Here is a 20368-nt window from a genome sequence, read left to right on the forward strand (position 1 = left end):
GCGTTGACCTCGCTGGGCTGCGGCGGGTGGCGGTAGCTGTCTCGGGATAGCCCCACAAGGCGGCAGGCGTGCCGCTCCGAGAGGTGATGCTGCTCAATCATCTGTCGGATGGCATCGCGGCGCGCCTGTGGGGCTAGCGCTTTACCCCGAAGACGCTCTTGAGGGCGTGGATGTCCAGGTGGGCCTCGGCCAGCAGTTTCTTGAGCTTGGCGTTCTCGCTCTCAAGCTCGCGCAGGCGCTGGGCCTCCGAGACCTGCATGCCGCCGAACTTCGCGCGCCATTTGTAAAACGTGGCCTGGCTGAAGCCGCCGCTGCGGCACAACTCGGGGATGCCCATGCCGGCTTCGGCCTGTCTCAAGAAGCCAATGATTTGTTCGTCGCTGAACCTGCTCTTCTTCATGTCCGTCATTCTCCTGGGTTGACGGACTTCTCTCGTTTACCGTGGTATGGCTGGTGGGGGGAAGGTCAGCACCTCGAACACCGGACCGGTGAGCACATTGCCACCGCCCACAGATTTGTCCTTGAGGATGCCGTTGTAGAGCAGATAGATGGCACGGCCCTCGTGCACGCCCAGTAGCGAATCAGCAGTGCCAGTGAAGCCTGTGCCGGTTTCGGCGAACCAGACAAATTCGGCCAGTTGCGCGAACTTCACATCGCTGCGGATTTGGCCGTCGGCGTCGAACAGCGGTTCGGCAGACAGGCGGCAGAACTGGAAGCCGCCGCCGAGCCCCTCTACTGTTTGGCCTTTGGCGTTACTGTAGCCCTCAGCCACCCGTTTAACACGCTCGCGGGTGACGTCCTGGGCGATGTTTTCATCCATTTCCACCATGATGAAGCGGCGATTGCCGCCGTCCTCGTCGTTTTGTTTCAGTACGGCGTGGGCCGTGGTTCCAGAGCCTGCGAAGCTGTCGAGGATCAGCGATTCTTTGTCGGTGGCAATTTGCAGAACGCGCTGAATGAGCAAAGACGGCTTTGGCGTTGCAAAATCTGAGACAGAAGGAATGTCGTGCAGGACTTCGCGCAGTTCTTTACGCGAACCATCCGTGTGGCCAGCAAATTCGTGCGGCCACAGCGTTTGCGGCACCACCCCATCATTGCGGAGCAAGTGTTTGTAGCGCTTATAGGCAGGCACTTTGCCCTTGCCGTCCTTGCCCCAGTAGATCAAACCCTCTGCCACATGGCGTTGGTGTTCCTCTTGCGAGTAGGCCCAGACACGGGTGCGTTTGGGCCAGATTTCCTCGCCCGTATTGGGGTTGGTGACTGGGTAGTACAGATTGGGGCGCTCTTCGGCTGTCTTGGCGCATGTGTAGTTGTCTGGTCGAAAAATGCCTCCCAAATCCTCATACTTATATTGGGAGTCTTTTTCTTCACCTCGTGGAAGCAAGTTGCGCTTCCAGTTTGCTGACTTTTGATAGACCAGCACAAAGTCGTGCATTGGAGCAATGGTTTTGTGGTCGTTAGCTACTGCGTACTTCTTTTGCCAGATAACTGTGCCCACAAAATTACGGGCTTCAAAAATCTCATCCATCAACAACCGTAGCGTCGCCACCTCGTTGTCATCGATGGACACAAAGATCGCACCGTCCTCACGCAGAAACTGCTTCAGCAGCACCAAGCGCGGGTACATCATCGACAGCCAGCGGTCGTGCCGGTCCAGCGTCTCACCTTCCTTGCCGACCACTTCGCCCAGCCAGCGGCGAATCTCCGGACTGTTGACGTTGTCGTTGTAAACCCAGCCTTCGTTGCCGGTGTTGTACGGCGGGTCGATGTAGATGCATTTGACCTGCCCGGCGTAACGCGGCAGCAGGGCTTTCAGTGCGTGCAGGTTGTCGCCCTGAACGATGAGGTTGCCCGAGTCTTTGCCTTGCGCCGGGCCGTAGGAAAGATCGGCCACCGGCTCCAGCAGTCGAAACGGCACGTCCTTGTGGTGTTTAACGACGGCTTCTTTGCCGATCCAGTTCAATGTTGGCATTAGCGCCCATCCCCTCAAGCTTTGCGCGATGGCGTTTGACCGTCGCTGCGTTGTTCTTCATCTGCGCCCCCGGCGCGCACCCAGCCATCCACCTCGGACACCTGGAACTTCCACAGCCGCCCCACCCGGTGCGCGGGCAGGTTCTTGCGGTCGATCCAGCGGTAGATCGAGTCGCGCGTCACGCCCAGATGCTCGGCAATCTGGTCCACGGACACCCAAGGTTCAGCAGTCATCGCAGCACTCCGGAAACAGGGGTTCGGGTGGCATAAAGTCGGTTTGAATAGCAAAGGTTGCAATTTATCAGGTTGAAGGGCTCCAGACGAGGGAGCGATGCTGTGGGTATCATCTTTTTCTTGGCTTCCTGATCGTTCAGCGCGTGAATGGTGGCGTCATCCACCAACCAAGGAGCCCCGCGATGAACACCCGTCTGCCCGATGGCGTGCGGGGCTGGGTGTTTCCGGCGCATCTCGACGACACCTGCGTTGTCGCGCAGCGCATCGGCAGTGAGGTGACTTTCGGCACGCTGTGCCACCCGATCACGGGCGAGGCCATCAGCTACCGCACCGATACGGAGTCCGCTGTCGGATTCGCGCCGCCGCCCTTGGCTGCACAGCCACAGAGCACGGTTTGACCTTGGCTTGTGCCCGCCACAGCGCCTGAATGTGGATGTCTCAACGACTGGAGATTCCTCGATGAACAGAAACCCCAACACGGGCGTCGGCACCGTGTCGGCGCAGATCGCGGCTTTGCCCGCGTTGCCGATGGCCGAACTGTGGACGCTTTGGGATCAACACTTCCCCCGGCGGCCCAAGCACATCAATCGCCCCTTCCTCGAATCCCGGCTGGCCTACCGGATTCAGGAGATGGCATACGGCGCGGTGCCTACCGGCATTCGCCGCCATCTGGTCGAAGCCGGTGCCGCGCATTCCAAGATCAAGCACCGGCTGGACCCGGTTGCGGGTGACAGCCGCCAGCAGCACCTGATGCCCGGTACGGTGCTGATCCGCGAATGGGACGAACGCGAGCATCGCGTCGTCGTCACGCCGGATGGTGAATGCGAGTACGAGGGCCAGAGGTTTCGCAGCCTGTCGGCGGTGGCGCGGCACATCACGGGCGTGCAGTGGAACGGGCCGAGGTTCTTCGGCCTGCGCGGCCAGAAGGAAGGTGTGCAATGAACCTGCCGCTCGTGCCCCCGAAACGCTGCGCCGTCTATTGCCGCGTCTCCAGCGACGAACGCCTTGACCAGTCCTTCAATTCCATCGATGCACAGCGCGAGGCAGGCCGCGCCTACATCCACAGCCAGCGCGCTGAAGGGTGGATTCCGGTCGGCGACGACTTCGAGGATGGCGGCTACTCGGGCGGCAATATGGAGCGGCCTGCGTTGCGCCGCCTGCTCGCCGACATCGAGCACGGCAAGGTGGATGTCGTGGTGGTCTACAAGATCGACCGGCTCTCGCGCTCGTTGTCCGACTTCGCGCGGATGGTTGAGGTGTTCGACCGACGCGGCGTGTCGTTCGTGTCGGTGACGCAGCAGTTCAACACCACCACCTCGATGGGGCGGCTGATGCTCAACGTGCTGCTGTCCTTCGCCCAGTTTGAACGCGAGGTCACCGGCGAGCGTATCCGCGACAAGATCGCCGCCAGCAAGCGCAAAGGGATGTGGATGGGTGGGCCGTTACCACTGGGCTACGACGTGGTCGAGCGAAAGCTCGTCGTCAACGAGAAGGAAGCGGCGCTGGTGCGGCGCATCTTCGACGATTTCGTGAACGTCGGCTCCACCACGACGATGGCGAAAACCTACGCCTCCGAAGGGCTGTTGAGCAAGGTGGGCAAGCCGTTGACCAAGCAGACGATGTACAAGCTGCTGCACAACCGGATGTACCTGGGCGAGATCAATCACCGGGGCCAGAGCTATCCCGGCGAGCATCAGGCCCTGATCACGCAGGCGCAGTGGGATGCCGTCCACGCGCTGATCGAAACGGACGCACGGCAACGCAAGCGGGTGGCGCGCGGCGAGGTCGAACCCTTGCTGTCGGGGCTGCTGTTCACCGACGACGGCGAGAAGCTGATGCCGACCTACACCAACAAGAAAGGCAAACGGTACGCCTACTACACGCCGGTGCTGCACCGGCGCATGGGTGCGTGGGCCAGTCGGCACGGGTCGTTGCCCGCCGAACCCATCGAAGCACTGGTTATCGAGCAGATCGTGATGGCGCTGCAGGCCCCGCACATCGTGCAGCGGGTTGTGGATCGGATGCACGTCATTCGACCTGACCTGGACGAGCCCCAGGTGGTGCTGCCGATGCGCAACCTCGCGGCGATGTGGCACACGCTCTATCCAGCCGAGCAGCGGAGGCTGGCGCAGTTGCTGATCGAGCGGGTGGTGCTGGGTGATGCCGGGCTGGAAATCGTCTGGCGTGACCTTGGTTGGCAGGATCTGGCGATGGATCTGCTGCCCGGCACCATCGGCGCGGAGTTGCAGGAACTGGAAGCGGAGGCGGAGTGAAGAACAAACCCAAGATCGAGGCCACCGGGTTGGCGGTCAGGCGCAAGCGGCGCGACGGCGATGAAATCCGGCTGACGACCTTCATCCCGATCAAGATCAGGAAACGTGGCGGCCGGGCCGTGGTGGTGCGGCCTGAGGTGGCGCAGGTGCAGGCCAAGACGGCCGCCGTCCACGACCAGCCCTTACTGACGGCGCTGTCGCGGGCGTTCTACTGGCAGCAGCTGCTCGACGACGGCGTGGTCGAAACCGGCAGCGAGATCGCCAAGCGCGAAGGCTTGCACCATTCCACGGTCAACGAACTGCTGCGGCTGACGCTGCTGGAGCCAGACATCGTGAAGGCGATCTATGCCGGGCAGCAGCCACGCTGTATGAGCCTGCTGTGGTTCCAGCGCAACCCGTTGCCGACCGACTGGGTGGCGCAGCGGGAGGTGGTGGCGGGGTTCGATTCGTAACCAGGACCGTCGTTCGCTTCAATCGCTGGATGCGGGCAGCCACTTGATGCCTGCCACACCCAGGTTTTTCTGGCTGATGTGATCACTGAGGATGGGCACGAGGGTCTGCACGTTGGTATCAAAGCTCTGCCGCCACATGGCTTGCAGCTTCTTCAATGCGTTTTCGTTCCGGTAGATGCTGCCGTCCCAGTCGATGACCATCATCGCCACCTCACCGTCGTCCGCCAGCATGCACAGCAGGGCGTCATCAGCGTCCTTGTCGAGCGAGGCCTTGAGTTCGTCCTCGTAGTCGGCCAAAACTTCCACGTACAGATCGATGCTCAGTGGGCTCTGCCCAGATAGGGCTGACTGCAGATCAGCAGCGATTTTCTTTTTGCTTGTCATCGTCGACATTTTCGCCGCCAGGGTCCTGCTTGCTCGCAGCCGACCGAATGGGCCACCCAGTGGGAGGTCGTGGCGCGGTTCGATGCTTAACCGGCGGGCGCGGTTGACAGCGAACCAGGGCGCGTAAGTGGTTGATTTTTTGGGGCTTCAGGCTGCGACTACCCGCAAGCCAAACAGAGACAGAGACGACTCTGGGCGGGAAAAGTGCCCGAAAAACGCCGATTTTGGAGCCGAGCGGCAGGATGGCATCCGCAAGCCCATCGGCCGGCACCCCGCGCCACGCGGGGATTTCAGGCAAGAAAAAGGGCCCGGAGACTATCCGAGCCCTTGTATATGGTGGTGGAACACGGAACCGAACCCGCGTCCGTCATCTGAACCCGATAGTAACGTCTTGGCCGTGAGGGCGTGAATTCGACGATTTGGCCATATCACATCATGAAAGTGATGTTTGCCGCTCGAAGCTCACCGCACCTGCCTAAACGAAGGTAGCCGCACCAATGCGCCATCGGCCAGGACCTCCCTGCGCTCATCCAATCTGCTGTCGGGATCTTCGCAAGGCTTCTGATAAACGATTCGGTACGCGTTGCCCACCTCCTCCTTGAGCCAACGGGACAGTTGTAGTCCTCGCTCGTCAAAGGCGGCCCAATCCCATCCGCTGGCGTCGAAGTCATCGGAATGGAACGATGTCCGATCAAACTCGATCGCCCAGTCTGCGAACTTTCGCCAGAGCCCTTCCGACATCGGGAAGGACTCATCCCACCCCGAACCGTCGCAAATGTTTCCGCCGACGCCTGCCTGTTCCGGTGCACCGACGCACCACAAAAACGGCGCGTTGCCATAGTCCACCATCACGGTGAGGATCGGGACGAACGGCTGGGAGTCCGTCACTGTGCCATCCACTTCTGTCGCCATTTGATCTCCCCGGGTTGAGTGCCCTTCAGCCAGGCTGATCGGCCATCCTCTGAAAGTTCGAGCCATTCGCAAGGTAGCGTGGGACCGCCAAGCATGGACTCGACGACGCAGCAGTCCTGCCAGATGCGTTGTCCGTCGACCTCTGCGGTCGGCTGAAATCCAAGAGACATCCACTCCTCGACGAGTGATTCGATATCGGCCGGATTCATCGCTCCATCCCGCAGCAAGTATTCATCGAACCAAACACGCCCCCCGATCAGGCGCTCGTGGTCCTGCAGGCATTGCGCCCAGCCGCCCGGCTACTACTTCTGCCGGATGAGGGCAATCGGTACGACCAAGTCGATGAATTCAAGCGCAATGGCCATGGGTCAGCCCTTCACGCAGACGACCTGCTTCAGCGTGTGAAGGATTTCTGTCAGGTCACGTTGGTTCGCCATGACCTGATCAATGTCCTTGTAGGCCCCCGGAATCTCATCGAGTACGCCCTTGTCTTTTCGGCAGATGACGCCTGCGGTCTGCATCTCCAGGTCAGCCTCGGTGAAGTGCTTTTCCGCCGCCGTTCGACTCATGCGGCGACCGGCACCGTGGGCGCTGGAGCAGAAACTCTCGGCATTTCCCTTGCCACGAACGATGTAGCTTCGCGCGCCCATACTGCCCGGCACAATGCCCAGATCGCCTTCGCGGGCGCGGATGGCGCCTTTGCGCGTCACCCAGACATCAGCACCGTAGTGGTGCTCCTTGGCCACGTAGTTATGGTGGCAGTTCACAGCCTCGGTGGTCACAGTGAATGGCGGCAGGTGCCGCGCCAGCGCATCGAGCACCAGGTCCAGCATGGCCTGACGGTTGGCCATGGCGTATTCCTGCGCCCAATGCACTGCCTCCACGTAGTCATTGAAGTGCTCGGTGCCTTCCGGGAAATAGGCGAGATCACGATCCGGCAACTGGATCATCCAGCGCTCCATGTCCACACCGACAGCCGCCGGGATGATGGCCTTGTGCGTGGCGATCACTGATCCGATGGTGGCGCCAATTCCAAGATGCACGTCAGGCATCGCCGCGACGTGGTGATGCACAAAAGGCAGCCCCGCAATATTGGCCAGCTGCTCTTTCGATCGGTCGTCGACATCATCGGTCCAGATCTTGACCGGTACGCGCTGGTCGGTGAGAACTTGTTGAACTGGCATTTCTAACCTCCACCCTCGATGTCATAGAAGGGCTTGCTTACATCAATATTCACCACGTCCTGAACGAATAAGCCATGCACTGGCCACTCGAACTTGCTTGGCTCTACGCCGACCAGTGCGCGAACTGCATCCAGGTAGTCGTCAATGGCCTTCACCATCTGGGCCCGCTCAAAAGTCAGCACGACCGGGACTGCAGTCTTCTCCCACTCACTCAGCGCTGGGTCCAGGAGATTGCCTGCGCTTTGTGGCCGGCGGAATGACCACCGAACAAGATCTGCGTCGTGCGTGACCTGTATGCCATCGACGATGCCAGCACACTCGCCGACTCCGCACCCACAAGTGAAGATCTCGAACCAGCGCTGCTCATGCAGGCTCTGAACGAGCAGCGGCAGGTCGATAAAGTGCGGCTCATCGATGTGGTGTCCGTCGACCCAGATCTCCGAATACAGCGTGATCTTCCCGTCGGTGAGATGCTTGCCTTGCGCAACCCCATCCTCAAGACGCAGCTCGAAGTGATTGCAGGGCTGCTCCAGATCAAGCGATCGTGGCGGCTTCTCTGGCATCTCGCACCTCGTCAACCGCACCGCCCAACGAAAACACCCGATCGGGCCACGCACTGGCTGTCATTCCATCCAAGACTGCGACCATCGCTTCGACCAAGGCCACATCAACTCTGGTTGGTCTTGTAGCCGGGTCACTGGCAAACACGCCGCGCAGGCGCAGCACCGTCGACTTAAGGGCACCGAGCAGGCCTTCGGACTGTGCCAACGATTCATAGGTGTCTCGCCTCGACATCAGGTACAAGAAAGCCTCGACCACTTTGGACTCGGCATACAAAGTGCCCTCGTGGCTAGCCATCTCGAGCTCAAGCCAGTCGACCAACCATTCGCCCACGCCCATTTGCCGCAACCCCATGTAGGTTGTTGGCCATTCGGACGCTGGTGTGATGCGCAGCCACTCGCTGACCCCCAGTGGCGTCAGACCTGAGTAGTGCTCTGACCCAGCCCAATATCGACGATCCTGGTGATCGATGATCTGGTCGCGTTTGCGCAGGAAGGCGGGTATGGTGGTGTCATCCATCGCGCAGAACTTGATAGATGGCTCACGCACTGTCCTGAACACGGCCGGAACAGACGGAGCGTCGACACCGCTCCAGTCGAGCGATCCAGACGTTTGATAGTCGACAACCCGTGTTTCGAAGAAAGCTGCACTGCGAGAGAACATCACCGATCCTGTGCCACCCCAACCAGCCGGAACCATCTGATCCACTTTATGAAGCTCTGGCATATCGGTGGCTTTTCCGCCATCCGGTCGGTCGTGAACCAGCAGGAAATTGGTCCTGTCGGTCACCAATTGGTAGTCAACAGCCAGCCGGGTGGCTTCAATCGGTTGACCGATCAAAAGCTTGTTACCGGCCGAGTGGAACCGCACAGACGCCGCCACTCGCGACAGTGTGTCTGCCGCATCCAGCCGACTCGGGAGCGTCGCAGTGCCAATCTCCTGCAGGAGGTCGTCGTCTGAACGCTTGCCTAGCAGCCGCACTTCGCCTGCCGGCAGTTGCCCAAACAAGGCGAAAGCGTTCACTGTGTCGCCATCAAACACTGAGGGCAAAAGCGGCGACACCCACTCAGGAACCACGCCCTCAGGCCATTCAAGGCACAAGTCAGCCAGTCGAGGCGACCTCAAGCGCGCAAACATTCGCAGGACGGCGGGTTCTACCGCCTCGCCGGACGCTACAAAGTCACAGGCACCGCCGGTGGCCTCGGCCAAGCGACGCAGGTGGGTCTCGGCTGGGCTGCTGCCGATACCCACGACAAACAAACGATGTCCTGAGTCTTTGGCCGATTCGATGGTGCTGTCGATCGCGCTGATTTCCCCGTCAGTCACCAGCAGAATGTCACTGCTGACCGTTTGGGCCAGGGCGAAGGTCGACGACAAGGCCGCTTCCATCTCGGTGCCACCCAGATCGGCCTTCAACGCTCCAACCCATCTCTGGGCGGCGAGCTTTGTCGTCTCAGTCGCCTTCCACAGGCCGCGCGAGCGGTGCTCCACGGTGCTACCGAACCGGGACAAAGAAAAACGGTCACCGGCACCCAATTGCCGGACGATGGCTTGCAAGGCCCGCTTTGCCGCATCGATGCTGTCACCCGCCATCGAGCCGGAGCAGTCGACCAGAACCTTGACAGCCGTTGAGGAGATGCCTTGCGTACGAATGCGAGGGCAAAAGCTGGCCAGGATGGCTACGCGACTGGGCTCGACGCAATCTTGAGCGGCAACAGCAACCGAGCCGTGCGCAAGCTGATCGACCACCAGCACAAAGTCTCGATCCAAGGATTCGCGCCGCGCCAATGACACGGTCAGAACACTGCCTTGATCAGAATTGCCATGGGCAACACCGACCGGATGGCTGGGTGACGCAACGCGTGCCTGCGCCAGCTCGCCGTGAAGTCGCAGCTCAAGTTCAAACGGGTGATCTGCCGTCAGGCTGTGGCTAGGTGCCTGGTGCGGCATCAGTCCACCATCGTGCTGAGCATCGCCATAGCGTGGCGCAATCACCGTCGGGATCAGCAGCCGCAGGCCACGCTGTTCAAACTGCAGTGTCTGGGCGTAGCGCAGCGTGATGGTGCAGTGCTCTCGGGGTGCGAGGTTGCCCAGGTTCAGGCTGTAGCTGTGATCGCGGTTCTTCTCAAGCATGATCGCGGCATCTCCCTCCGAGATAGCCTCTTCGTAGCGCGCCTCAGCCTGTTTCTTCTCAACGACCGCGCCAGTGAGGTGCTTGTCACCGAGCACAACGTCAACGCCCAGCAAGACAGACCCCCAAGGCAAGGGGAAGCTGTAGACAACTTCCACGTTCTTGCCACCCGGGTTGCAAAAGCGCTGTTCGATGCTTGCCTCGAACATCAAGCCGCGCAGGTCTCCCGCAAACTTGACCCCCATCAAGCTCACCGCTTGCCCATCTCGCGTCTCCAAACGCGCATGTTCACGCTGGTCCATGGTTTTGCCCTTCATTTCTTGCTTTTTGCCTCGGCCATTGGCACCGCATCCACGCCGCTGACCTCTGCGAATACCGCCATCACGCCCTTGATGAACTGACGCACCTGATCGGGTGACAGGCCCGCACGCCCTGGCTCGATCACGACTTCGACGCCGTCTGCCACCATCAGATGGCTGTGCACCTCGACTGACCCAATGGCCCTCGCTCGGGGTTGAACCGGGGCTTGCTCACCGCGCAGCAGTTCCCGAATCCGATCCAGAGACAGCCCAGCCGCCGTCCACTTCTTGATCAGCAGCAGTTGCTCCAGCTGCGTTGCGCCGTAGCGCGCGGCTCGGGTCTCACCCTCGGGACGATCAACCAACCCAATCTGTACGTAGTAGCGAACCGTCCGGGGTGGCAAGTCCGCGAGCACACACAGGTCGGCCAGTGGGTAGCTGGGTGTTGACGACGCTGAATCAGTGTTCATGGACAAATTAGAACATCTTTACTGTATTTATACAACTGTATCAATAATCGGTATCTGCATCAGCCTCTGTTGTCGTATTGCCCCTGAAGCAAGCGTCCAGCATCACAGCGACGCAGGCATAGACCCATGCGGCTCAAGGCTTGGGTGGCCAGCGAGAGCCCTTCACGTTTGACGCACCCCGATCTTGATGTGCTGGCCAGCGTGACCCGGGCGATCCATCAGGAATGCCCGCTCGGCATCGAATACCACTCCATCTCCAGCGGGCTGTCGGATCGCGAGATCGTTCCTTTCGCTCTGATCGACAACGGCCTGCGCTGGCATGTCCGCGCCTTCGATCGCAAGTCTCAAGAGTTCAGAGACTTCGTGATCACCTGTATCAAGCAGCCTATGGTGCTCAAGGGGATGCCGGTGGCTCCTCACGAAGTCAGTGATCAGGACATCCAGTGGACCCGAATTCTGGAGCTGGATCTGGTTCCACACCCTGACCAGCCGCACCCTGAAATCTCCGAGATGGACTACGGCATGGAGCGGGGCATGTTGAAGATGAAGCTGCGCGCTGCCATGGCCGGCTACATCTTGCGCAAATGGAGCGTGGACTGCTCACCGACGCACAAATTGAACGGCCCCGAGCACCGGCTCTGGCTCAGAAATCACCTGGTGCTGTATGGCGTCCGAAGCGCTGTACTGGCACCCGGCTACGAAAGCCGAGAGCCCGTCGAGCCAGAACAGGACTGCGATTGATATGAATCCTCCACCTAACAACAGAGGAAGGTTGGGTGCATCCGCTCACCACCGTGCTTGCCGCCTCACCACGATCGGAGGTTACCGATGAGTGGGCGCTGGAAGACGATTTCGCCGTCCCAGTTTCCGTGGGAACAAGATGCGCTCGACTTTGTGCAGCGCGCGCTGCCCAACCGCGAACCGTTCAGGGCCTACAGCAACTTCGAGTTTGTCGCTGACGACGGGAGCATCAACGAAGTCGACCTGCTGATCATTTCGCGCTACAGCATCTTCCTCGTTGAGATCAAGAGCCGCCCCGGGGAAGTCAGTGGCGATTCGCACACCTGGATTTGGCGGGATGGCGCACGGGAATACTTCGACGACAACCCGCTGCTGCTCACGAACCGCAAGGCAAAGAAGCTCGCTTCACTGCTGCGCAAGCAACTGACTGTTCAGAAGCGTCGCACGCCCTATATCCAGTCCCTGGTATTCCTGTCCGATCCTGCGCAACGGTGCAAGCTCGTCGGTCCTGCCCGAGAGAATGTCCATCTGCGGGCCGACATCGCCAACAAACTGTTCGATGAATCGGCCCCAGTTGCCAGTGCACAGCCCATAGACCGCGATCTGGCGACGTCACTCAACCGGGCGCTGGAAACCATTGGCATCCGTCCGCCGCAGCAGAGCCGCCGCGTCGGTGACTACCAGCTCGAACAGGTTCTTGCCGAGACCGACTTTCACCAAGACTGGCTTGCCAAGCACGTATCGCTCACCATCCTGCGCCGACGCGTCCGTCTCTACACCGCCAAGCGCACGCTCAATGCCGCACAGCGTTCGATGCTTGCCGACGCAGCTCGGCGCGAGTTTCAGTTGCTTGAAGGCATCCGCCACCCTGGCATCCTGCGCGCTTCAGATTTCATCGACAGCGAGCACGGGCCTGCCCTGACAGAGAACAGAGAGAGAAAACGGGGCCAAACGACCCGGAAACGGGCACCATCAGAGGGGTGGCGCTAAAGAGGCCAACGCCCGGAACCGCGCCAACACTGGCGCTGCGGGCAGAAAAAAACCCAACCGATAAGGGTTTTAAAGTATTGGTGGCGGAACACGGAACTGAACCCGCGTCCGTGTATGAGGCTCTTTAGGAAAGCACTGTTCTTAAGGACGCCCGCCTCTATCAAAATGGCCGTTTTGCATCTTGAAAAAAACGGTTGAACCAGCTCAAAGTTGTCACAGTCCCAAAATGGGACTACACTATGGCCAATGCGAGTCATTGCCGTGTCCACCCTTCGAGCATTCTGGGAACTGCACCCTGATGCCGAGCAGCCACTGAAAGCTTGGTACGAGGAAGCGACGCTCGCATCCTGGACCCAGCCCGCAGACATCAAGGCGCAGTACCGCAGCGCCAGCGTGCTGAAAAACCGTCGCGTGGTCTTCAACATCAAAGGCAATGACTATCGACTGATCGTGGCCATTGCTTACAAGTTACAGATCGTCTACGTGAAGTTCGTCGGCACCCACAAGGAGTACGACGCTGTCGACGCAGAAACCGTTGAAATGGCCTGATCGGCCACGGAGGAAAACATGGACATCCGCCCTATCCACACCGAAGCAGACTACAAGGCGACGCTCAAAGAAATTTCGGCTTTGATGGAGTCCGACCCTGATCTAGGCACGCCGGAGGGTGATCGCCTGGACATCCTGTCCACACTGGTGCAGGCCTACGAGGCCAAGCACGTGCCCATCACTGCCCCCGATCCAGTGGAAGCCATCAAATTCCGGATGGACCAGAGCGGTCTCTCCGTCAAAGATCTTGAGCCCATCATTGGCAAGAGCAACCGGGTCTACGAGGTTCTGAACCGCAAGCGTCCACTGACTTTGGCGATGATCCGCAGACTGCACAAGAGTCTGGGCATCCCGGCCGATGTGCTGATTGCGGAGACGGCTGCAGGGTGATCGTCGAACACTGAGCTTGGCTTCTGCGGGGAACAGCGTTGTCATGGGTGCATCCGTCTTGGAGAAGAAGATGCACTACCCCGTGATGACCGAAAGGCAACTTGCCGCCCGCTGGAAGATCAGTCTGAAAACCTTGCGACGCTGGCGTTCAGACAATGAAGGGCCCACCTGGCACAAATTGTTCCAGTACGTCCGTTACCACGAAGCTGACGTCCTCGACTTCGAACGACAGAGCGCACAGCACTGGTCAGCGATTCTCGGCGACGGTGAGCGCGTGCCCAAAGTCGTGACTCGGCCACCGCAGGAGCAGCCTGAAACGGACGAAGATACCGGGGCGTTTTACATCACGGCCCAAGATGTTATTGAGGCAACCGGACTGCCGAAGCACTGGTTCACAACCCCGGAATACCGTACCAGAAAGCAGGTCCCGCATCTGACTTTGGTTGGCAACGTGCGCTTCTCTCTGCAAGCCCTCTGGCAATGGGAGCAAAACCACAGCACCGTCGGTCGGCCGCAGGAGCCCAAGGCGCCACCACCTGTTACGGACCCAGAACCTGCGCAGCCTTCGCACGTGCCGCGATGGCATGAACTTGCCCAGGAACTGGACAGAGAACGATTCGATTCCCCTTCGTAGTCCGAACAGATGTCCCCGGTTTTGGGCCAGAGTCCACCGTTTCGGCCATTTGCCCCTTGAAGGCGGAATACGGAACTGAACCCGCGCCCACTTTCAGAGCCAAATAGTAACGCCTTGGCCTTGAGGGCGTGGATTCGATGATTTGGCCAAATTACCCCGCCAGTTCATAACCCTTACTTCGCCCACCACCCGGTGTTGTGTGTAACACCCCAAGGTCCAGCAACTGCGCGATATCGCGCAGCGCCGTGTCGGGCGAGCGCCTTGCAATCGCTTGCTCAAGCCCAGACTGCTTTGCTTCATGTCTGTATTGACTGGGCTTCAGACCCTTGCAAGCACATCAGGCGTGGATTTGTGCAGAGGATCCTTAACGATGATCTCCACGCGGTGACCGTCACAACCATCACTGATCGGTGGCTATGCTCGTGACGATGGTGATGGTTGTGATGGTCGTCGCTTATTGTTTACACCGGCGAGCGCGCACATATCACATATCTATTGGCGGTCCGATGGTCACACGACGTCGGGTTCCCGCATCCAAGCCGGGATGTCCCGCTGGCCGTGCAATACACGCCAGACGTCGATGTGATCGGGGCGCTCGACGTAGCACACGAGGTACGGGTAGCGTGTCAGTGGCCAGGCGCGCAGGCCAGGTAAGTTGAGCTCATGCGCGTAGCGGGGAGAGCCCGTTGCAGGATGGCGGGCAATGTGGCCGTAGGCCTTCTCCAGCGCATCAATGAAGCCGAGCGCCACGGCCTCGTTGGCTTCATTCAGATAGTAGGCAACGGCCTCATCCACATCCCGGGTGACCTGCTCACGCGGGACGACTGGTTTGCGCTTCACGTCGTGGCGTTGGTTGGGCTGCCTTGCGCACACGATCCCGCAGGCCCTGGAAGTAGCTTGCATCGGCGGGTGCCACCGGGTTGGATGCCGCACCGGCCAACAGCAAACCACGCAGTTGCAGGCGATCCTGGTCCTTGCGGATCAACTCGCGCACGTACTCACTACTCGTGCCGTAGCCGCGCTGGCTGACCTGCTCATCCACGAAGGACTTCAGGGTGTCGGGGAGGGAGATGTTCATCGTGCTCATGGCACAAGTGTCGTTTCTTTGGCAAAATTTGGCAAGGTCGATGGCGCGTGATGTCTTTATCCTCGACGTCAGCCATCACCATTCCATCCCCCGCCGAAGACCCAACCGTGACCAGGTTGTCAAGCTGGTGCTGGTCAGCAGTAGTGACTTCCTCATCTTCCAGCGCCTCAGGACGACTGGGCAAGAGCCAGGCGTCCGGGTGTACGACACGGCTTTTCCAAATGAGTCGTTCGAAAGTGATGCTGCCATCCGGTTCGCGCACTGCCCAGGGCGTATGTGAGTCCACCTGGCGGATGCGCCAAGCAACCATGCCGGATTGGTAAGAGGTCGAACTCACTGGACCTTGGATCTCAACGAACTGATCTATATTGGATGCGCAGGCTGGCTCATCGTGCACAACGATGGCGAGGTCTCCGTGGTTGCAGCGTGTGGTCATCCGCACACCCTCCCTGTGCACACAACATGGTGACGCGTTGCAGCCCCTGCGTGATCCGGGGGTTGCGCCTTGAGGACAGAGAACAGGGAAACGGATGCGCGTTCAAAGTCGAACGGCGGGACACGGCGCCGAGTGTGTCTCGGCCGGAACGTGGCGAGCTCATGCATGAGCAACTCCTTGTTTAGCTGCGTTTGACCTGGGTGGTCGGGGGCAGCAAGTCGGGATAAATCCCCCCAGCCGATTTGCCTTGCAGCAGGTTGGCCAGACCCAGAAACGAAAAAACCCTCCGAGGAGGGTTGACGCTTGACCGGCTTGGTTGCCCATGAGGGCCACATCGCACTTGGCTTACCACCTTGCCCCGGAGGCAGGTTGGCGAGAGCGTCAGCTCTTCTCTGAATGTGCTTTCACTTTAACACGTTGTTTTTATTCCTACAACCATCGACACAGGCAGGATCGGGCGTCAGAAAAAGACATCGATGCCCTGATGACCGAGCACCTGGCGCAGCTGGAGGAGAGGTAGTCCATCGTCATCGAGGTGGCTGCGGAATGGGCTGCTGCGAACCCAGAGCTGGCGAACAAGGCTGGCATGGGGCAGACTGCGGCGGCACAGTCCGATGTGCGATATTCCGCCAAGAAAGATTGGGCTCTCTATGACGACCTCCGATCCAGAATTGAACAGCGCAACGTCCGAGGACTAGGTGGACGAGTTTTTGGCGAGCTGGATCTCATCGCCGGGCTTTCCGCCGGACTGGAGCGAGAGGGGACCGTCCTTTATCGTTCTGCCAGACGGAACGGAGATGCCAATGGCGCCATTGCCTGGGAAGGCGCCCCAGTGTTCCCAGGGGGGTATGTAAGCTCCGGCCTGAAGGTCCGCGCGGCCGATGGTGCGCCAGGCTTCATGACGGTGGTGATCCCGTCGCGCTATTTGTCCGAGTCGCCGACGCCGGCAGAGATTGCGAAGGCGTACAGGGAGAGCTGGAGAAGCTGGAACTTGCGGAACTGGGTCAACACTCGGCCCACCGGGTTGCGCATGACACGCGGGGCGTTAAACCCCGTGTAGTCCTCGTGGGTGTCGTAGATCACCTTGCCGGCGTACTTCACCGCGTTGCCCGAGCCTCTGGCCTATTCCAGGCGGATGGCCGCAACGGCCGTGGCCAGGCGGTTGACCAGCGAGAACAGGTCCACGTAGGCCTTGCGCAGGGCGGCAGCACTCCTGGCGACCCGCCAGCACCGGCAGGGACATGGTGAACGGCTGCGTCGCGTTGGCCAGGCCTGCTTATCAACGAGTGATTTAGTTTGACTACGCCTAGGGTAGTGCCGACAGGGTTGCTACCCCATCCGTACCATCTGGTCGCTGCAAACCAAGGCTGAGTGGCGTTCCAAAAAAGGACGGCACGATGTAAAATGTACAGAATTCTGCACTATTCTCGTCAACCGGAGGCCCCCATGGCAATCTCAGCCAGCGACGTGATCCCCCTGTCCCACGCTCGTGCCAACTTTTCTGAGCTGGCTGAGGATGTCAGAGGTGGTGCTGAAAAACTCATTACCAAAAACGGGGAGGCCTACATCGCCATCATCGATGCGAAGCGCCTCGACTACTACCACCAGCTAGAGCGCGAGCGCATCCATCTGCTGCTGATCGACGAAGCATCCAAGGGCCTGGATGACGTGACGGCAGGACGCACACAGGATGCTCGCGCAGCACTGACAGCCCTCAAAAAACGACGCGCAGCCGCTTGAGCATTCTTGGCATCCCATGAGCAACCGCGTGACCATCAAGCTCACCGCCAACTTCGAGCGGAACCTAGCCGACATTGAACAGTTCCTGATCGAGGCAGAAGCCCCTCAGGCATTCGACGGACTGCTCGACGAGTTACTCGGCAGGGTGCTGCCCAATCTTGAACGGTTTCCCGAGCTAGGCAGGCCGTTTTTCAACCGCGCTATCGGGTCAGCAGAGGCCGTCAACGCCACTGCCGAACTGAAAGCCAAGCTGGCTACTCTTGTGGGCACCTCGTTGACCAGCTTGCGTGAGTACGTGATGAACCACTACCTAGTGCTGTACGTGCAGGTTGACGACACCCTTTTCCTGCTGTCGATCAAACACCACAAACAACTGTCATTCGACTTCGAGGGGCATTGGGGAAGTAGTGCTTGCCAGACGCAAGCCGTCTTCCGGTGCGTGGCCTGTGGCCACCAGGCCCATGCCGATGTGGTGGGGGCGATCAACATACTGGCGCGGGGGCACCGCGCAGCAGCCTGTGGAGAGGTCGTCAGTCGCGCCAGGCCCGAGACCGAAAGGTCGAAGGCCAAGCGTGCAGCCTCAGCGAAGCAGGAACCCACCGAGGCGACCACGGCAGGCTCTGCTTGCTGTGGCGCGGTAGGAATCCCCCGCCTTTAGGTAGGGGAGGATGTCAAGGTGAGGCTCTCGATTTGCAGGTTCAATGACAAACTACATTGCAGATAAGTTGCGCCTCAAGGGCTGGTCGATGAGCAGCGCGGCGCTTTATCTGGGTGTTTCGCGCCAGCGCCTGTACACAGTGTTCGCTGATCCCGGCCGCGCGCGCCTTTGGGATTGCGCTATCGAAGGTATGCCTGCATGCACGCCGGAGATCTCTCAGTCACTTCAGGCGCTGCGTGCACGGCGGCCCAAGGCGGCGCCCAGGCCCGTTGTCCACGTTGAGGAATTCGAGGTGGGTGATGTGGTGATGTGCACCAAGCACGCTGGTATCGCACAGGAAGATGACGAGGGCCATATCGCAGGCCTGCGGGGTTCGAATGCCAGCCTCGAAATCCTGGTGGTGATGCCGGATGGTCAGGACTGGTTTCCGCGCGCCCTGTTCTATGACCACTTCGCCAGCACTGGCCTGAACCTCCACCGCTGAGGGGCCTTCATGCCCACCAAGAACGCATCCATCACGCGAACCGATGCCGATGGCCTTGCCAGCTTCACCGATGCGGCCATGCTCGTGCTGTACCTGTCGCGCGAAGAAGTGGAGAGCGGGAACGTCGCCAGCGCGCTCGAACGTCTTCACATCATCGCGGACACCCGCGAGTCCGCCATGCGCTACCGCGAGAGTCTGGTGTTCATCGTCTGTGGCTACGACGATGATCCGCGTGAGCTTGCTGAAATCCCCCAGGTACGCGCCTTCTTTGCCAGGCTGGTGCAGGAGTGGCCGCACTGGCTCTGGTTCCTGGCCCGGGGCGTTGGCGCCGTTGGGCTTTTCATGTCGCTGCTTTGCCGCGTGAAGATCCACCGCTCGCCTGGACACTACGGCACCGAGTTCGTGGATTTTGCCGAAGTGGGGGCAGTCATGGGCGACTTGTTTGAGCGCGGCAATGCCATGTTCTACGCCTACGGCATCACCGCCGAACAAGCGGATGGGAGCGCCGAAAGCGCCGTTGCTGAACTTCTCGCCGCATGAATCCTATGAGCACCAACGAGTTCCAAGTTGTCGCGGCGCCCTCCTCTCAGGCGCTGATATCTCAAGCCGCCCCTGCTGAACTCGTCTCGGCCGAGGTCGTTGATGACGTTCAGGCTATTCGCATCTTTATTGCCGGGTACAAGCACAAGTCCAGCCACACGACTCGCGCCTACGAAAAGGAGTGCTACCGCTTCCTGCTGTGGCTGCGGTTGAAGCGCGGTGCAGGCCATGCGCACCTGCCCGCCGTGGGTATTGACGACATGAACGTCTACATGGATTTTGTGCGCGAGCCCAGGCCATTCAATGAGGAGTTCCTCAAGGCCAATGGGTGGGACCACCAGCCGTTCAGGAACGCACTGAGCAAGACGAGCATTGCGCTGTGCATCACCGTGCTGCATCGTCTTTTTACCGCCATGCGCGAGATGCGCGGGCCGGGTGGCCAGCCCTACTGCACGTATAACCCGGTGAAGCTGCTCCACGAGGGTCTGGCCAGCCGCAGCAACCAAGACGATGAGGTTGAGCAGGCTCTGACGGAGATCGAATGGGGCGCCGTGCAAGAGGTCATTGAAGGGCTACCCCAAGGCACCGAGCGAGAGAAGAAACACTACCACCGCGCACGCTGGATCATGCAGCTGCTTTACCGGGCATTCCTGCGCCGGGAGGAGGCAGCAAACCTCAAGATGGGCAACTTCATCGCTTCCCCCCAGGGCTGGAGCCTTCGCTTTGTGGGCAAGGGCGACAAGTGGTCCACGATCATCGTGACTTCCAAGCTGATGGATGAGCTGAAGGTCTACCGCACGTCACTAGGTTTGCCCGCCCTACCCTCGCCTGGTGAATCACGCCCCGCCATCATGGCTGTAACGGGCGTGGACAAGGGCGTAACAGGCCAAGCGATTTACCTTATCTGCAAAGAGATATTCGGCTGGGCTGCCGATCTCATTGAAGGCTCTGATAACGCTGCAGCAGCGCGCTTGAGGCAATCGTCCCCCCACTGGATGCGCCATACGGGGGTTTCTCACTCGATGGAAATGGGCGTCGATCCACGCTATGTACAGGCTCAGGCTCGTCATTCCAGCCTGAACATTACAGCCCGCTACGACCATAAAAAGCGACAAGCCTGGAGAGATGCATTCAATGCTGCCGACAATTCCAAGAAATAATAATCTCCTCTATGCAACACTGCATAGAACTGATTGAAAATATCTTGTATTCAGAAAACATTGCTGCTATTATCAAAACAAATAGGAG

At 59.8% G+C, this 20368-nt stretch carries 26 protein-coding genes, 2 pseudogenes and 1 riboswitch; of the genes and pseudogenes, 15 read left to right on the top strand and 13 right to left on the bottom strand.

Annotated features, from left to right (window positions below; genetic code table 11):
- From BN2503_RS16475 to BN2503_RS16485, 3 genes and pseudogenes are all read right to left on the bottom strand, one after another.
- Window positions 1-400 (bottom strand): annotated as a pseudogene (locus BN2503_RS16475) (transposase); the annotation flags it as partial.
- A gap of 36 nt (window positions 401-436) precedes the next feature.
- Window positions 437-1972 carry a site-specific DNA-methyltransferase gene (locus tag BN2503_RS16480; RefSeq protein WP_233495107.1) on the bottom strand — a complete coding sequence of 512 codons (1536 nt, stop codon included), beginning with the start codon at window positions 1970-1972 and terminating at the stop codon, window positions 437-439.
- Window positions 1973-1986: 14 nt separating this feature from the next.
- A complete protein-coding gene (locus BN2503_RS16485; RefSeq protein ID WP_054257724.1) occupies window positions 1987-2205 on the bottom strand; it encodes a helix-turn-helix domain-containing protein in 219 nt (72 codons plus the stop codon).
- Between the two features lie 182 nt (window positions 2206-2387).
- Here BN2503_RS16485 and BN2503_RS16490 point away from each other — a divergent pair, with 182 nt between their 5' ends.
- The 4 genes from BN2503_RS16490 to BN2503_RS16505 all read left to right on the top strand — a co-directional run bounded on the left by BN2503_RS16490 (window position 2388) and on the right by BN2503_RS16505 (window position 4930).
- Window positions 2388-2603, top strand: a complete 216-nt coding sequence (locus tag BN2503_RS16490; RefSeq protein WP_054257725.1) for a hypothetical protein — start codon at window positions 2388-2390, stop codon at window positions 2601-2603.
- A 61-nt stretch (window positions 2604-2664) separates the two neighbouring features.
- Window positions 2665-3147, top strand: coding sequence for a DUF2924 domain-containing protein (locus tag BN2503_RS16495; RefSeq protein WP_054257726.1), 483 nt, complete (start codon window positions 2665-2667; stop codon window positions 3145-3147).
- A complete protein-coding gene (locus BN2503_RS16500; RefSeq protein WP_054257727.1) occupies window positions 3144-4478 on the top strand; it encodes a recombinase family protein in 1335 nt (444 codons plus the stop codon). The genes BN2503_RS16495 and BN2503_RS16500 overlap by 4 nt, the downstream gene beginning before the upstream one ends.
- On the top strand, window positions 4475-4930 hold the full coding sequence (locus BN2503_RS16505) for a hypothetical protein (RefSeq protein WP_411914298.1): 456 nt from the start codon (window positions 4475-4477) through the stop codon (window positions 4928-4930). Before BN2503_RS16500 ends, BN2503_RS16505 begins: the two co-directional genes overlap by 4 nt.
- Window positions 4931-4948: 18 nt before the next feature.
- Here BN2503_RS16505 and BN2503_RS16510 read toward each other — a convergent pair whose 3' ends face one another.
- The 7 genes from BN2503_RS16510 to BN2503_RS16535 all read right to left on the bottom strand — a co-directional run bounded on the left by BN2503_RS16510 (window position 4949) and on the right by BN2503_RS16535 (window position 10871).
- Window positions 4949-5236 (bottom strand): hypothetical protein, encoded by a 288-nt coding sequence (locus tag BN2503_RS16510; protein ID WP_139235516.1) that lies wholly within the window; start codon window positions 5234-5236, stop codon window positions 4949-4951.
- 540 nt (window positions 5237-5776) lie between these two features.
- Window positions 5777-6202 carry an immunity protein CdiI family protein gene (locus BN2503_RS16515; protein ID WP_199445268.1) on the bottom strand — a complete coding sequence of 142 codons (426 nt, stop codon included), beginning with the start codon at window positions 6200-6202 and terminating at the stop codon, window positions 5777-5779.
- Entirely contained in the window at window positions 6199-6435 is a 237-nt protein-coding gene (locus BN2503_RS20755; RefSeq protein WP_199445269.1) for a hypothetical protein, read from the bottom strand. The genes BN2503_RS16515 and BN2503_RS20755 overlap by 4 nt, the downstream gene beginning before the upstream one ends.
- Before the next feature lie 159 nt (window positions 6436-6594).
- Window positions 6595-7410 carry an RtcB family protein gene (locus tag BN2503_RS16520; protein ID WP_054257729.1) on the bottom strand — a complete coding sequence of 272 codons (816 nt, stop codon included), beginning with the start codon at window positions 7408-7410 and terminating at the stop codon, window positions 6595-6597.
- 2 nt (window positions 7411-7412) lie between these two features.
- A complete protein-coding gene (locus BN2503_RS16525; protein WP_054257730.1) occupies window positions 7413-7973 on the bottom strand; it encodes a hypothetical protein in 561 nt (186 codons plus the stop codon).
- The gene (locus BN2503_RS16530; RefSeq protein WP_199445270.1) at window positions 7945-10419 is read right to left on the bottom strand and encodes a VIT domain-containing protein; all 2475 of its coding nucleotides are present in this window, start codon (window positions 10417-10419) and stop codon (window positions 7945-7947) included. The genes BN2503_RS16525 and BN2503_RS16530 overlap by 29 nt, the downstream gene beginning before the upstream one ends.
- Window positions 10416-10871, bottom strand: coding sequence for a MerR family transcriptional regulator (locus BN2503_RS16535; RefSeq protein ID WP_054257731.1), 456 nt, complete (start codon window positions 10869-10871; stop codon window positions 10416-10418). Before BN2503_RS16535 ends, BN2503_RS16530 begins: the two co-directional genes overlap by 4 nt.
- A gap of 123 nt (window positions 10872-10994) precedes the next feature.
- On the opposite strand from BN2503_RS16535, the pseudogene BN2503_RS16540 reads away from it, so the two are divergent.
- The 5 genes and pseudogenes from BN2503_RS16540 to BN2503_RS20760 form a co-directional block, all read left to right on the top strand.
- Window positions 10995-11612: pseudogene (locus BN2503_RS16540) on the top strand (WYL domain-containing protein); the annotation flags it as partial.
- A gap of 87 nt (window positions 11613-11699) precedes the next feature.
- Complete coding sequence (locus BN2503_RS16545; protein WP_054257732.1) at window positions 11700-12602, top strand: NERD domain-containing protein; 903 nt, start codon at window positions 11700-11702, stop codon at window positions 12600-12602.
- A gap of 246 nt (window positions 12603-12848) precedes the next feature.
- Entirely contained in the window at window positions 12849-13151 is a 303-nt protein-coding gene (locus BN2503_RS16550; RefSeq protein ID WP_054257733.1) for a type II toxin-antitoxin system HigB family toxin, read from the top strand.
- Between the two features lie 18 nt (window positions 13152-13169).
- Entirely contained in the window at window positions 13170-13541 is a 372-nt protein-coding gene (locus tag BN2503_RS16555) for a helix-turn-helix domain-containing protein (RefSeq protein ID WP_054257734.1), read from the top strand.
- A 43-nt stretch (window positions 13542-13584) separates the two neighbouring features.
- On the top strand, window positions 13585-14175 hold the full coding sequence (locus tag BN2503_RS20760; protein ID WP_054257735.1) for a helix-turn-helix domain-containing protein: 591 nt from the start codon (window positions 13585-13587) through the stop codon (window positions 14173-14175).
- Window positions 14176-14685: 510 nt separating this feature from the next.
- Here BN2503_RS20760 and BN2503_RS16565 read toward each other — a convergent pair.
- Both BN2503_RS16565 and BN2503_RS16570 read right to left on the bottom strand, forming a co-directional pair.
- Complete coding sequence (locus tag BN2503_RS16565; RefSeq protein WP_054257736.1) at window positions 14686-15015, bottom strand: type II toxin-antitoxin system RelE/ParE family toxin; 330 nt, start codon at window positions 15013-15015, stop codon at window positions 14686-14688.
- Window positions 14987-15262 carry a type II toxin-antitoxin system ParD family antitoxin gene (locus BN2503_RS16570; RefSeq protein ID WP_054257737.1) on the bottom strand — a complete coding sequence of 92 codons (276 nt, stop codon included), beginning with the start codon at window positions 15260-15262 and terminating at the stop codon, window positions 14987-14989. The genes BN2503_RS16565 and BN2503_RS16570 overlap by 29 nt, the downstream gene beginning before the upstream one ends.
- Here BN2503_RS16570 and BN2503_RS16575 point away from each other — a divergent pair.
- Entirely contained in the window at window positions 15246-15542 is a 297-nt protein-coding gene (locus BN2503_RS16575; protein ID WP_139235517.1) for a hypothetical protein, read from the top strand. The two genes, BN2503_RS16570 and BN2503_RS16575, sit on opposite strands and share 17 nt — an antisense overlap.
- 458 nt (window positions 15543-16000) lie before the next feature.
- Window positions 16001-16103: riboswitch (SAM-I-IV-variant riboswitch) on the bottom strand.
- Between the two features lie 516 nt (window positions 16104-16619).
- Here BN2503_RS16575 and BN2503_RS16580 read toward each other — a convergent pair.
- A complete protein-coding gene (locus BN2503_RS16580) occupies window positions 16620-16799 on the bottom strand; it encodes a hypothetical protein (protein WP_054257739.1) in 180 nt (59 codons plus the stop codon).
- A gap of 345 nt (window positions 16800-17144) precedes the next feature.
- On the opposite strand from BN2503_RS16580, the gene BN2503_RS16585 reads away from it, so the two are divergent.
- The 5 genes from BN2503_RS16585 (at window position 17145) to BN2503_RS16605 (ending at window position 20280) form a co-directional block, all read left to right on the top strand.
- On the top strand, window positions 17145-17438 hold the full coding sequence (locus BN2503_RS16585; protein WP_054257740.1) for a type II toxin-antitoxin system Phd/YefM family antitoxin: 294 nt from the start codon (window positions 17145-17147) through the stop codon (window positions 17436-17438).
- A gap of 16 nt (window positions 17439-17454) precedes the next feature.
- Window positions 17455-18096: a type II toxin-antitoxin system RelE/ParE family toxin gene (locus tag BN2503_RS21465; RefSeq protein ID WP_074930417.1), complete on the top strand. Its 642-nt coding sequence runs from the start codon at window positions 17455-17457 to the stop codon at window positions 18094-18096.
- A gap of 67 nt (window positions 18097-18163) precedes the next feature.
- Window positions 18164-18580 (top strand): hypothetical protein, encoded by a 417-nt coding sequence (locus BN2503_RS16595; protein WP_139235518.1) that lies wholly within the window; start codon window positions 18164-18166, stop codon window positions 18578-18580.
- Window positions 18581-18589: 9 nt separating this feature from the next.
- Window positions 18590-19120, top strand: a complete 531-nt coding sequence (locus tag BN2503_RS16600; protein WP_054257742.1) for a chlororespiratory reduction 6 domain-containing protein — start codon at window positions 18590-18592, stop codon at window positions 19118-19120.
- Window positions 19121-19125: 5 nt separating this feature from the next.
- Window positions 19126-20280: a tyrosine-type recombinase/integrase gene (locus BN2503_RS16605; protein WP_054257743.1), complete on the top strand. Its 1155-nt coding sequence runs from the start codon at window positions 19126-19128 to the stop codon at window positions 20278-20280.
- The last annotated feature ends 88 nt before the right edge of the window (window positions 20281-20368 follow it).

It is taken from the genome of Paenacidovorax caeni (assembly GCF_001298675.1).
In the GTDB taxonomy this organism is placed as follows: Bacteria; Pseudomonadota; Gammaproteobacteria; order Burkholderiales; family Burkholderiaceae_C; genus Paenacidovorax; species Paenacidovorax caeni.

What these genes read in the sequence shown, in the direction of transcription:
- BN2503_RS16480 (WP_233495107.1), bottom strand. Translation starts at nt 1,972, where the DNA reads ATGCCAACATTGAACTGGATCGGCAAAGAAGCCGTCGTTAAACACCAC.
- BN2503_RS16485 (WP_054257724.1), bottom strand. Translation starts at nt 2,205, where the DNA reads ATGACTGCTGAACCTTGGGTGTCCGTGGACCAGATTGCCGAGCATCTG.
- BN2503_RS16490 (WP_054257725.1), top strand. Translation starts at nt 2,388, where the DNA reads ATGAACACCCGTCTGCCCGATGGCGTGCGGGGCTGGGTGTTTCCGGCG.
- BN2503_RS16495 (WP_054257726.1), top strand. Translation starts at nt 2,665, where the DNA reads ATGAACAGAAACCCCAACACGGGCGTCGGCACCGTGTCGGCGCAGATC.
- BN2503_RS16500 (WP_054257727.1), top strand. Translation starts at nt 3,144, where the DNA reads ATGAACCTGCCGCTCGTGCCCCCGAAACGCTGCGCCGTCTATTGCCGC.
- BN2503_RS20755 (WP_199445269.1), bottom strand. Translation starts at nt 6,435, where the DNA reads ATGAATCCGGCCGATATCGAATCACTCGTCGAGGAGTGGATGTCTCTT.
- BN2503_RS16520 (WP_054257729.1), bottom strand. Translation starts at nt 7,410, where the DNA reads ATGCCAGTTCAACAAGTTCTCACCGACCAGCGCGTACCGGTCAAGATC.
- BN2503_RS16525 (WP_054257730.1), bottom strand. Translation starts at nt 7,973, where the DNA reads ATGCCAGAGAAGCCGCCACGATCGCTTGATCTGGAGCAGCCCTGCAAT.
- BN2503_RS16530 (WP_199445270.1), bottom strand. Translation starts at nt 10,419, where the DNA reads ATGAAGGGCAAAACCATGGACCAGCGTGAACATGCGCGTTTGGAGACG.
- BN2503_RS16535 (WP_054257731.1), bottom strand. Translation starts at nt 10,871, where the DNA reads ATGAACACTGATTCAGCGTCGTCAACACCCAGCTACCCACTGGCCGAC.
- BN2503_RS16545 (WP_054257732.1), top strand. Translation starts at nt 11,700, where the DNA reads ATGAGTGGGCGCTGGAAGACGATTTCGCCGTCCCAGTTTCCGTGGGAA.
- BN2503_RS16550 (WP_054257733.1), top strand. Translation starts at nt 12,849, where the DNA reads ATGCGAGTCATTGCCGTGTCCACCCTTCGAGCATTCTGGGAACTGCAC.
- BN2503_RS16555 (WP_054257734.1), top strand. Translation starts at nt 13,170, where the DNA reads ATGGACATCCGCCCTATCCACACCGAAGCAGACTACAAGGCGACGCTC.
- BN2503_RS20760 (WP_054257735.1), top strand. Translation starts at nt 13,585, where the DNA reads ATGGGTGCATCCGTCTTGGAGAAGAAGATGCACTACCCCGTGATGACC.
- BN2503_RS16575 (WP_139235517.1), top strand. Translation starts at nt 15,246, where the DNA reads ATGTTCATCGTGCTCATGGCACAAGTGTCGTTTCTTTGGCAAAATTTG.
- BN2503_RS16570 (WP_054257737.1), bottom strand. Translation starts at nt 15,262, where the DNA reads ATGAGCACGATGAACATCTCCCTCCCCGACACCCTGAAGTCCTTCGTG.
- BN2503_RS16585 (WP_054257740.1), top strand. Translation starts at nt 17,145, where the DNA reads ATGGCAATCTCAGCCAGCGACGTGATCCCCCTGTCCCACGCTCGTGCC.
- BN2503_RS21465 (WP_074930417.1), top strand. Translation starts at nt 17,455, where the DNA reads ATGAGCAACCGCGTGACCATCAAGCTCACCGCCAACTTCGAGCGGAAC.
- BN2503_RS16600 (WP_054257742.1), top strand. Translation starts at nt 18,590, where the DNA reads ATGCCCACCAAGAACGCATCCATCACGCGAACCGATGCCGATGGCCTT.
- BN2503_RS16605 (WP_054257743.1), top strand. Translation starts at nt 19,126, where the DNA reads ATGAGCACCAACGAGTTCCAAGTTGTCGCGGCGCCCTCCTCTCAGGCG.